10 protein-coding genes and 1 tRNA gene are annotated in these 11,401 nt (G+C 41.2%); 3 read left to right on the top strand and 8 right to left on the bottom strand.

Features of this window, described 5'->3' with window-relative positions; translation table 11 throughout:
• Nucleotides 1-407: 407 nt before the first annotated feature.
• Entirely contained in the window at nucleotides 408-686 is a 279-nt protein-coding gene (locus H6G69_RS31530) for a hypothetical protein (RefSeq protein ID WP_190693344.1), read from the top strand.
• Nucleotides 687-795: 109 nt separating this feature from the next.
• Here H6G69_RS31530 and H6G69_RS31525 read toward each other — a convergent pair whose 3' ends face one another.
• The 3 genes from H6G69_RS31525 to H6G69_RS31515 all read right to left on the bottom strand — a co-directional run bounded on the left by H6G69_RS31525 (nucleotide 796) and on the right by H6G69_RS31515 (nucleotide 4,253).
• Nucleotides 796-2,289, bottom strand: coding sequence for an Ig-like domain-containing protein (locus H6G69_RS31525; RefSeq protein ID WP_190693342.1), 1,494 nt, complete (start codon nucleotides 2,287-2,289; stop codon nucleotides 796-798).
• Between the two features lie 85 nt (nucleotides 2,290-2,374).
• Nucleotides 2,375-3,145 (bottom strand): TIGR03943 family putative permease subunit, encoded by a 771-nt coding sequence (locus H6G69_RS31520; RefSeq protein WP_190693340.1) that lies wholly within the window; start codon nucleotides 3,143-3,145, stop codon nucleotides 2,375-2,377.
• Nucleotides 3,146-3,197: 52 nt separating this feature from the next.
• Nucleotides 3,198-4,253 carry a permease gene (locus H6G69_RS31515; RefSeq protein ID WP_190693349.1) on the bottom strand — a complete coding sequence of 352 codons (1,056 nt, stop codon included), beginning with the start codon at nucleotides 4,251-4,253 and terminating at the stop codon, nucleotides 3,198-3,200.
• A 707-nt stretch (nucleotides 4,254-4,960) separates the two neighbouring features.
• Here H6G69_RS31515 and H6G69_RS31510 point away from each other — a divergent pair.
• A complete protein-coding gene (locus H6G69_RS31510) occupies nucleotides 4,961-6,319 on the top strand; it encodes a sensor histidine kinase (RefSeq protein WP_190693338.1) in 1,359 nt (452 codons plus the stop codon).
• Between the two features lie 36 nt (nucleotides 6,320-6,355).
• Here H6G69_RS31510 and H6G69_RS31505 read toward each other — a convergent pair whose 3' ends face one another.
• Nucleotides 6,356-7,627, bottom strand: coding sequence for a glutamate-5-semialdehyde dehydrogenase (locus tag H6G69_RS31505; RefSeq protein WP_190693336.1), 1,272 nt, complete (start codon nucleotides 7,625-7,627; stop codon nucleotides 6,356-6,358).
• Nucleotides 7,628-7,631: 4 nt separating this feature from the next.
• On the bottom strand, nucleotides 7,632-8,045 hold the full coding sequence (locus H6G69_RS31500) for a hypothetical protein (RefSeq protein WP_190693334.1): 414 nt from the start codon (nucleotides 8,043-8,045) through the stop codon (nucleotides 7,632-7,634).
• 621 nt (nucleotides 8,046-8,666) lie between these two features.
• On the opposite strand from H6G69_RS31500, the gene H6G69_RS31495 reads away from it, so the two are divergent.
• Nucleotides 8,667-9,881, top strand: a complete 1,215-nt coding sequence (locus tag H6G69_RS31495) for an RNA-guided endonuclease TnpB family protein (RefSeq protein ID WP_190693332.1) — start codon at nucleotides 8,667-8,669, stop codon at nucleotides 9,879-9,881.
• Between the two features lie 142 nt (nucleotides 9,882-10,023).
• On the opposite strand, the gene H6G69_RS31490 is transcribed toward H6G69_RS31495, so the two are convergent.
• The 3 genes from H6G69_RS31490 to psbZ all read right to left on the bottom strand — a co-directional run bounded on the left by H6G69_RS31490 (nucleotide 10,024) and on the right by psbZ (nucleotide 11,203).
• A tRNA-Gly gene (locus tag H6G69_RS31490) sits at nucleotides 10,024-10,095 on the bottom strand.
• Between the two features lie 102 nt (nucleotides 10,096-10,197).
• Nucleotides 10,198-10,752, bottom strand: coding sequence for a 6,7-dimethyl-8-ribityllumazine synthase (ribH, locus tag H6G69_RS31485; protein WP_190693330.1), 555 nt, complete (start codon nucleotides 10,750-10,752; stop codon nucleotides 10,198-10,200).
• Nucleotides 10,753-11,014: 262 nt separating this feature from the next.
• A complete protein-coding gene (gene psbZ, locus H6G69_RS31480) occupies nucleotides 11,015-11,203 on the bottom strand; it encodes a photosystem II reaction center protein PsbZ (protein WP_190693328.1) in 189 nt (62 codons plus the stop codon).
• Nucleotides 11,204-11,401 lie beyond the last annotated feature (198 nt).

Here is an 11,401-nt window from a genome sequence, read left to right as displayed (position 1 = left end):
TGGCGCGGGCTTTGACTATCTAGACTACATAGTTACAAGCCTTGTCGCCCGTGCCAGACACCGCCGAATCTAGCGCAGCGATCCTCAGTTGCGTCAATGTTTCTACCACCTCTTTTTTGTTCATGATCGCTTGACATTCAAGACAGTCGCTACACCAGTCCCTCATTCAAGATAATTTGTCTCTGTTAAAAACCTAAAATTACTAACAAAAATTTTTGTCTTAGTAGTTTACAAGTATAAATTTATACTTTATTATAAAAGACATGATAAAAGCGATCGCTCAATTCCCTAAAGAACAAAACGATCGCTCTTATCTAAAACCCCAAACAAATAAAAGCGATCGTCTGGTTCTGGCAAGAAAAGAGCGATCGCTTTTATAAAACCCCAAACAAAGGAGTATCAAGATTATGATGGCACAATTACTCAATTTCGCCCAATCTCAAATAGCCCAGTTCTTAAGACAAAACTTCTCCTTCCCCAAACCCAAGCAAATTCCCCAACAACCATTTCCTTTCCGGGAACCAATTAAACATTTGCTTATCGGTTCACCCAAAGCTGTGACTAGTACAATTCACTATTTGCAAGTTATCGGTTACGCCAGTGTGGGAGATTGGAGTCCCCTGCAACCCACAGGTAATCCCGATGAGGTGATGAGCATTTTAAGCCGTCAAATTTCGATACAGTAATTTAAATTAAAAAGACGTTGCATTGCAACGTCTTTTTAACTCAACACTCAGCACTCAACACTCAACACTTAACACTCAACACTCAGCACTCAGCACTCAGCACTCATCTTTAAGGTAGCCAACGGGGATGGAAGCCAATTAACGGTAGTTTTTCTGGTTTAATTGTGGTGATGGCAGCATCGGCAATGGGTAATAATGGCATTAACCACAGACTGCTAGTGGCGATCGCTTCCCCATCATCTGTTTTTAAAGTATTTGCAGGTGCTTGTACGTTTTCGGGTTGTGCGACTACTTGGTCAAATAATAAACCCAATCCATCAGGCGATAAACTCATTTCCACGTTGCGCTGGTCTACAGGTAGCACAAGCAAAGGCTTTTGCTGTCCGCTTTTTAGGTCGATGGCGACTAAATAAGGTTGCTCTACGTATTCTGCTTTGGTGATTAACTGTGTTAACAAGCAATACAAAGTCGGTGAAGCGGGGTCAAATTGGCAACTGACAATGGAACCTGTTGTTTTTAACAAAGGTTTTTGGATGCCTTGGTTGGTGACTAAAAATAAATCCCTTGTGTAGTCTGTATTGAATTTAACCATTGCTGCTTGTGAGCCATCTTTAGAGAAGGCTTGGACTAAACCAAATTGCGGCAAAAAGTCTAAGGGTTTATTCGCATCACTTTGTAGCGGTAAAATGGCTGCTCCCTGCCCTTGAGCAACCGCCACGGCTTTACTATCGGGAGTAATCATAAAATCTCCCCCGGGTTGGCTTTGCAGGCGTTTAGGAGTGGGTTTTGTGCCTGATTTATCAGAGGTTGTGGGTAGATACCATAAGCCAAAGTCACCAGGATTACTTTTATTACCGCGTTGAACGACTATAGTTTCGCCGTCTGGTGATAAGTCAAATTTGAGGTTTTGGTAGTCTTTATTATCTAAAATTAAGTCAACTTTGCCTGCGGCTTCTGGCTGGTTATCTGATTTTCCAGCAATTCCCGTGCTAACAGTGTACAACTGGGCTGAAAGTAAATCTTCGTTATTGGCAGACCGAGCCGAAAATAAGATTTTTTCCCCATTCGGAAATGCTTTAAAGTCCATTACCGTGATGTCTTTGGGGGTAAGTACCTTTTTTTGTTCTTGGGTTAAGTTGTAAAGAACTAATTGCCCTTTCTCGTCTGGGTTGGCTCCTATATAAACAATGACGCGATCGCGTGTGCGAAAATTCCCGACAAAGGGCTGTATGGTTTTATTTTTACCTTCTTGCTGGGCAAATTTATCTTTTGCTTTTTGGATCTGGACTTTATAATTAGTACCATAGGGCGCAGGTGTTAGCAGTGTATAAACCATCCTTCTACCTGCCCAACTAAATTTACCTGCTAGGGGTGGCTCAATTTGTAAGTTCTCCTCAACGCTTTTGGTTTCCATTGGACGGCTAAAGGTGAGGCTAAAAGCAATATCATCGGCCCCAATTTGCTGGTTTTGCCAAGTAAACTCGCGCACGCGTGGGGCGACAACATCACCTTGAAAGATAATCAAGCCAATCAGCAAACTCAGCAGCAGCATTAAGGCGATCGCTACGCGGTCTAGTGGTTGGATAATTGTTTTACTAGTCATTGATCCTTCATACTTCACACTTCATACTTCATACTTCACACTTCACACTTCACACTTCACACTTCATACTTCACACTTCAGTTGACTAATAACTATATGGATTTTGCGGTTGGGGAATTTTTTTGACAGAGTTCGCCACGATGGTGAGTTGGCGTTTACCGCTAATATTATCTGTCGCCATTTGTCCTTCAACTTCTAACCAAGTATCTGGTGCATATTGTTCTTGATTGGCTGGCAATTTTACGGGTAATCCGACAGGATAAGCATCTGCCGCACAGCATGAGAGAACAAATTTGGCTAAGAATAAATATTCTTTACCTAAATCTTGGGGACGGAGAACAAATCCTTGGACTTTAGCTTTTTGTCCGGTGTATGCGTCTGGTTCGGGATAAACGTTGAGTGTCCTTACCCAGTCTACAAGCGATCGCTCTTCTGGACGAATCGAGGCGCGAAAGGCTTGAGGTTTAATCCGTGAAGTTCCGAGTAAATCACTCACACCGCGATTGAGTGCTTTGTCACTGGCAAACACTTGCGGTGTAATTATAAAACCTAAAATTGCCGCCGTTAATAGCAAAACCCCACCCCAACCAGGCGGAAATAAAGTCATGTGCTGGACGTTTGACAAAACATCGCGGCGGCGACGCTGCCAAAGTTCTTGCATTTTGAATAAACCAACAATGATTAAGCCAATACCAGCCACTACCACCAAACCAAAATAATTGGGGTGAATTAACAGGTTTAACTTACCAGTTAGCCAGTATTTCAACAATAAAATTCCCCAAGCTGTAATTGCGATGACATCCAGCCAAGAAAGTAATAGGGTGAGGCGTTGAGATTTGGAAGTTTGAGTAGTCATTAGTTATGAGACATATCTGTGAATTCGCTATCGTCTTTTAACTCAGCACTTGTTACAAAACGTGCAAGTTGATAAACAGCGTGAACAAAAATGTCAATTGTCCAGCTAAAGCAAACAGATAAAAAATTGCCCTCGGTTTCAGAATAGACAACATTAAACCCACACTTTTGATGTCTATCATGGGGCCAAATACCAGAAATGCCAGCAAAGAACCGCTACTAAAAGCTGAGGCAAAAGATAAAGCAAAGAAAGAATCGACTGTAGAACAAATCGAAACCACCGCCGCTAATATCAGCATGACAATAATAGAACTGATAGGGCCAGCACCTAAACTGAGAATTAAATCACGCGGTGCAAACACTTGAATTGCGGCTGCAACTGCACTACCAAGTACCATTACTGCACCCAATTCCCGTAATTCTTGGATGCTGTTATCAACCAGCAGGCGCAGTTTAGCCGCTAGAGGTTTATTAGGAGTACCCAGAGGATCATCGGCTGGCGATAAATTACCATCTAAGCGAGTGGGTATACCTGCTTTACCGCCTAAAATATAAGTCCCAGATTGCAACAGATTAGGTTGATTTGGTTCCTGGGAAATTTGATAACGTTTTCCACGCCGCCCGGTTTCCACTTTAGTGGGTGGATTAAACTTCATATAACGTGCGATCGCAGGTTGGACTATCGGGTTTAAGTCCTTCTGAAAACTGAAGACAAAGCCGACAATTGTGGCAATTAATAGGGAAAATACGACTCGTAAAACTACTATTTCTGGCTGATCGCGAAACGCCGTCCAAGTTGCCCAGATGACAATTGGGTTAATTGTTGGTGCTGCTAGTAAAAAACCAATTGCTACAGGTGTGGGTACGCCCTGAATCAGCAATCGCCGCGCTACCGGCACATTGCCACACTCACACACCGGAAATAAAAAGCCAACCAGACTGCCAACTAAAGCACCCAATAGTGGGTTTTTAGGCATTTTTTCGACTAATTTGCGCTCATCAACAAAAAACAGCAGCAAACTAGAGAATAAAACCCCTAGCAGCAAAAACGGCATCGCTTCGACTAGCAGACTCAGAAATATTGTGAAACCATTACTCAGTTGATTCATGGGTGTCGCAGTCAAAAGCGGTTGAAAGTTTTGAGATTATTCCTAGTCATTTTATCGAGCAGAGAGATCAAAATCATGTATGAACTATTAAACACCATTGATACAACTAGACTATATATTAATTCGCAGTCTTGCTTAAGCGCACCTTTGCATCTATGAGGTTTAGTATAGCCATTTTACCTGAGTGCATTTACTGAGGATGACTATTTTGGAGATTGCCCGATTTCCGAAATTGTTCCGAATTCTAGGTTGGTAAGCATAGGCTAAAGTAACGTTTAATTACTTAATGTTTATACTTACTGTAAATTAACGAATTAGCCTGCTGTTTTCCGTGCATTTTCATCAATGTTTCACACTTTTTAAATATTTGGGGATCACTTTTGGTCTCTCAGATACGTGACATAACCTATTTTTGGCAAAGTGAGCATCAGCCGTGGTTGACTTTTACTATAAAAATTTGCAAAGTGCAATACTAATTAGAAATTATTTAAGTAATTTTTATGGTTCTGATTATCTCAGATACTCCCAAGTATTACTTAAGCCTTTATCAAGGATATTAGATAATTTATTGATTTTTTTATGGTTAGTTATAATTTTGAAGAATTAAGCAGTTATTGATTTTAGACTTTATTAATCAAGCAGAAATTGATAGTGTATAAAATATTCTGTTTATTGTTGATAATCTTTTAGATAAATCAGGGTCTACAGTGTTAGAAGAATCTATCTCTCTCATCTTACCGCCAGTTTTTTCTCAAGCTAGCGATCGCGACCTCAGTTTAGAGTCAAATCTCCAAGAACTTCCTGTATACGAATTTGGTGTAGATATTAGTTGTTCTAGTATTGAAGTAGCGAATTATTTAGAAAAATATCCACTGTTACCAGGGGTAATTTTACTAGAAAACCGGGAATTTGTCGGCATGATTTCCCGGCGGCGACTAGCTGAATTTTTTATTCGTCCTTACGGAAACAAGTTATTTTCTAAAGCTAATTTAGGTGTTCTTTATAGTTATGCGCGTACAGGAATTTTAATCCTACCGGAAACAACAACGATTTTAACTGCAATGCAACATACTCTGAAGCGATCGCCAGAAATGTTTGCTGAACCTGTGGTAGTCAAAACAGCAGCTAATACTTATAAATTATTGGATATCCATGACTTAAATTTAGCGGCATGGCAAATTCGCGGTATCGAAACACAAGTGCGTTACGAGCGTAGCCAAGCACAAATGATTCAAAATGATAAAATGGCGCGTCTTGGGCGTTTAGTTGATGGTATAGCCCATGAAATTCTCGACCCTGTAGGTTTTATTTGGGGCAATTTAACTTATATTGCTAACTATAGTCAAGATTTACTCAAGTTAATAGCTGCTTACGCGGAAGAATTACCCCAAGATGTAGTAGCTATTAATCAATTAAAAGAAGAAATTGAATTTGACTTTTTAGAAGAAGATTTAGCCAAAGTTTTAGCAAGCGCTCGCAATGGCGCAGAAAGATTAAAGAAACTCGTCACTAGTTTACAAAACTTTTGCCATATTGATGAAGTTTATCCTAAACCTATAGATATCAATGCTTGCCTAGATGGCATTGTTTTATTACTGAATAGCCGCTTAAAAGGGGAAATTGACATTATTAAAAAGTACGGCAAAATCCCGCCAGTCTGTTGCTTTATGGGTCAATTACATCAAGTATTAATGAATATTATTAGTTATGCTGTCGATGGTTTGTTAGATGAAGCGGTACGACAGCAATTTCAGCAAGAATATACAAATCAGAGTGAAAAACCTGTAATTGTAGTTACCACAGCAGTCATTTCGCAAGCACCATCTCAAGCAAATGCTTTAGATTCTCGCTGGGTTTGCATTAGTATTGTGGATAATGGATTAGGCATGTCGGAAGAATTACAAAAGCAAATTATCGAATCTTTTTCTTTAGAAAAACGGGCTGATGTCGAAACTAGTTTAGGCGTGAGTTACCGCATTATTACAGCTAGACATGGCGGCAAATTAAACTTCCGCTCGCAAATAGGCGTAGGCACGGAATTTGAAATACTCTTGCCTTTAGTTTAGCTGATGTATATTATTTCTTTCTCCAGCCCCTAGCCCCTAAAACCGTCCATTCCCCTGTACAATATGCTTAACCGTTGTCAAAGTTTCCAGACTAATAAATCCGCGACGGTGGCCTTTTTGGTTAGACATCCCTAAAAAAACCGAGTCTCCCCGCGAAGGATTACGGGAGAAACGAGGGGTAGTGTTGATGTAAGTAGAAGCACTATTCACTCCTAATGCAAATTGCCGACTTTCTTGATAAGATTCAGTCACAATACAATCAGCATGGCCGCTAGTGTGTTGGTTAATCCAAGCGATCGCACTTTCTAAGCTATCCACTAGTTTAAAGGCTACAGTCCTAGTTAAATAAGCACTTGCCCATTCACTTTCTTTGGCGAGTTGCAATTGCGGGAAGGCTTCGACTAATTCGGCATCACCTTTGATTTCAAAGCCTTTTTCCTTCAAACTATTCCACAGCACTGCTAAAGATGAAGGCATAGCTTGACGGTGAATCAATACTTTTTCGATGGCATTCACGGGATCAGGTTCGCTTTGATGGCTATCGAGAATCATCCAGCGCACCATCTCTAAACTGCCATTAAGTGACCAATACAAGTAACAATTGCCCATCGCTGATTTTAAAACAGGGCAAGTTGCTTGTCGAATCACCTGTTGCACTAAACTAGAACGTCCGTAGGGAATGACTAAATTAATATACTGGTCTTGCGTGACCAAATCGCGCAAAGAAGCACCGTGTTCTGCGGTGACTAGTTCGACACAGCCTGTTGGTAAACCAACTTCTGCAATTGCGCTTTGCAAAACTTCGGCGATCGCTGCGTTAGAATGACTCGCTTCTGTACTACCCTTGAGGATGATACTATTGCCAGTTTTAATACACAACCCTGCGGCGATCGCACCTAAGTCGGGAAAAGCTTCATAAATAAATCCAATTACCCCCAAAGGCATTAACTGAGAATAACTTTGAGAATCTTCTGGTTGAAAATCAGCATTCCTCACCCGTCGTAGCGGATCTGATATTTCACCCAAGCGTTGGAGAATTTCTACTGTGGTTTCTAGTCTTTGAGGAGTGAGTTTGAGCCAGTCTAAAATCAACTCTGGCACTGCCATTTCTTTACTGGCTTCTAAATCTAAGGTATTGGCTTCTAAAATGTCATCAAACGACTGTTCGAGAGCTTGCGCCATCGCTAAAACAGCGCGGCTGCGGTCTCCTCCCTTTGTCAACCCCAACTTGAGAGAAGCCTGATAAGCGCGTTTAGCACTCTTGAGCGGTTCGGGATCGGGGTAATCGTACAAAACTTCAACAGTCATGGAGTTAACGTCGGTAAGTAAGCCAAACCATTAGTGCTGGCAAAATTGCTAATAGCACCGCCACCATTGCCCAAGCAATAATGCTCGAACCATGTGCTGTTAATTTCAATGCTACTGGCAACCAGATGATTGCTAGCACAAAAATAATCCCTAGTGCAATTGGGAGATAGTTTTCTCCTAATTTTGGATGGATGAGATGCCAAGCATGGCCAGTCCAGCGCCAAGCTCGCTTATAGGGATAGGTGGTAGAAAGTTGTTCTAGGACATGGCCATTATCTTCTACTACAAAGATTTGCTGACAGCGATCGCAGCCAAAGGCTTCTGTAAGGGTAATCGGGACTAACCTTCCCCGACGACGGGGACAGGGACAGGGATATTCCTGGTTAAAATCTATTTTTTCGGGTTTTTGAGGATGCACAAGCGTTCTACTAACTTGAGCGTGAATTTCGTAAGTGGGGATTTTATTTCCTGCCGAATGCTGAAGAAATTAGTTTCCCACGGAATCATCTGTTTCTATAAATAGCGAAGTTAGACAAATACTGCCATTATCGACAACAGAGGTCTGTTGAATTTTTGTGTCACTGGCAAATTTATTTAACAGTTTCCTGCTATTCATCTTTAACTTTAAAGGTAATATAATCAGTTTTCTACATATCTAATACAATTCTAAGCTTACGCCGTACTTAATCTGAAAACAAACTATTTGGTAAGTCTACATTCACAATCTACTTTGAGGTTAGACACACAGCAGGAGATTTTTCAGCCCAATTTTCACTCATCTGCTGATTGTCTTCAAAATGCTTGGCTCAAAATCAGATTTTTTTGGCTTGATTTTTGCAAGACTCTATTTACGAGTCGTGATGCGTAAAGCCCCCAAGTATGAAGTACAAAACCAATAAGTTTTGTACTTCATGCGTCTTTTAAGTGGGGGATATAAGTTTCGACTAAGCTCAACTGCCGCGAGTAGGACAAATAAATTTGTCCGTCATGTTTATAAATCGTAGTTACGCTTTATAATATTAAAGGAGGTGGTGAACGAGTGTTTAATCTGACATACGAATTTAAACTGAAGCCAACGGATGCACAAGCTCAGACGTTTGAAGACTGGCTAGAAATTAATCGCCGTGTCTACAACTATGCCTTAGCTGAACGCAAGGATTGGTATTTATCCCGTAGTTGCCAAATTAACGCTTGCTCACTTAAACACGAATACATTATTCGGCACGACACACCCCGTCCAACATACGCCAGCCAGTGCAAAGCGTTAACTGCTGCAAAGAAAGAGTTTCCTGAACTCAAGAAAGTGCAGTCTCAAGTTTTGCAGCAAACCCTAAAACGCCTAGAAGTAGCATTCGTAGCAATGTGGGAGCGGAATCATGGGTTCCCCCGCTTGAAAAAGTCTGGAAGAATGCGGTCTTTTGTTTTCCCCCAAATGCAAGGTGAAAGACTTAAACCAGGAATGGTTAACTTCCCTGTGATTGGATGGATTAAATTCCGACAATCAAGGGAGATACCTAATGGTGGCGTAGTTAAACAAGCCCGTGTAGTCAAGCGTGTTTCTGGGTGGTACGTGATGCTAACTATTCAATGGGATGTGTCTGTACCCCAGCCGATGCCTCACGGAGAAGGCGTAGGGATTGATGTAGGGCTAACAAGTTTTATTGCGACTTCTAATGGTCTTTTAATCAAACGCCCTAAGTTTTTTGTAGATGCCGAACGCCAGCTGAAATTGCTGCAACAGCGTGTTTCCAGAAAACTTATAGGCTCGAACAACTGGAAGAAAGCCCAAAAGAAAGTGGCAAAGTTGCATGAGTACGTTGCTAACTGTCGTCAGGACTGGCACAGAAAATTATCCCACAAAGTCTGCAACGATACTGGAATGGTATTTGTTGAAGATTTGAACCTAGTCGGGTTGTCCCGTGGGATGTTAGGTAAGCACTGTTTAGACGCTGGGTTTGGTCAGTTCTTCAATATCTTAGAGCAGACCTGTTTTCAGCGTGGTGTCTATTTTCAAAAAGTAGACAGTCGTAAAACTAGTCAGATTTGCCCTAACTGTGGTGTTGAGACTGGTAAAAAAGAATTGTCAGAGCGTACTCATGTTTGTTCAAATTGCGCATATACCACTCATAGGGATGTGGCAGCCGCTCAGGTAGTTCTAGTTAGAGGACTTGCAGCCGTAGGGCATACGGTCAAGATGCTTGCTGAGGGTAAATTCGTTGGAATCCCCGTGAAGCAAGAATCTCCGAATTTCTAATTCGGGGAGTGTCAACTGATAAATCTGCTAAATCAATATTCACTTTTCCTTGAGTTTAATCTAACCAATATCAAGTTTGATAGTGGCTGTTGCTAAACACTAGCTTTTACTTCGCCTTCATAACTTGTTTAATTTCTTAAAGAGCGGGTAACGCGATTCGAACGCGCGACATCAACCTTGGCAAGGTTGCGCTCTACCACTGAGCTATACCCGCAAACTTCACATTATTTATATTGTCAGAGATTTTTTGATTTGTCAACCCCTAAATTTTAGTCAATAGTCATTTGTCATGAGACTATTGACTATTGACTCTTAATCATTGACTACTGATTATCGACTCTTGACCATTAGCGGCTGGTAAAGATTGAGGTAAAGAGTATGGTTCTGCGAGATTAGAGCGTAATTTTCGCATCAGGCTAGCCATCTCTAGGGCGTTCATTGCATAATCCCAGCCATGATTGGCTTTAATACCTGCTCTTTCTAAAGCTTGCTGCATTGTATCTACTGTCAAAATGCCGAAAATCACTGGTACTCCGGTTTGGAAGCTAGCAGCAGCGATGCCTTTAGATACTTCTGCTGATACGTAATCAAAATGGGGTGTTTGTCCCCGAATCACCGCACCTAAACAAATGATGGCATCATAACGCTGTGAAACTGCCAGTTGACGAGCAACCAAAGGCACTTCAAAACTTCCCGGAACCCAAACATAGTCCACTTGATTACCGTGGGGATCGGGATCTACACCGTGACGTTTTAAGCAATCTTGACATCCTTCTAGCAGCTTTACTGTAACAAGGTCATTGAAACGACCTATAACTAATGCAAAACGCAAGGGTTCAGTTTGGGTAAAAGTTCCCTCAAAAACTGCCATGACTGCCTCTTCATCAACATATACTCTGGCCAATATACATTCCTTCTTTGTATATGGCTGAGATGAAGGCCACAATTAGGTCTACCAACTAGAAAATATTCCATCATGAAGGGGGCAGGGGGGCAGGGGAGAAAAAGATTCTATTTAATTTCTGGAAGTCCTTTAACTGCCCAAAAAAGTAAAAAGGTAAATTTCAGCAATTTACCTTTTTCTTTTGCTATGAGCTTTATACTATCTCTTTTGTCTAAGGCACAGCCCTGACCTAGACCACAAAAAAGTTTAATATACCAACTAAAACAACTAAAGCAACCCAAACACCAGAACCTAGCCACAATAATCTTTTAGATTCAACCCAGTTTTGTGGGGTGGCATAGGCAACAGGAACGCCAACAACCAAAACAAAAGACAATAAAACAAGCGATACTAAAGCCAACTGGAATATGATGGTCATTTTTCCTTCTCCCAAGACAGCGTAATACTAAAGATAGAATATCCTAAAGGGCGACACTGACTGTTTTTACTTATTTGTTAACCTAGCAGAAATTGATACACTTTGGTCAATAGTCCAATGTCAATTGTCCATAGTCGCAATGGTGACTTTTGACCCTTTGGGTGACGCTGCTAACGTCGCTAACGCCACTTGACGACA

The sequence above is a fragment of the Nostoc sp. FACHB-110 genome, assembly GCF_014697425.1.
Classification (GTDB): Bacteria; Cyanobacteriota; Cyanobacteriia; order Cyanobacteriales; family Nostocaceae; genus Nostoc_B.
Note: the sequence above shows the minus strand (reverse complement) of the source record. Positions and strands in the feature narration are given on the sequence as shown.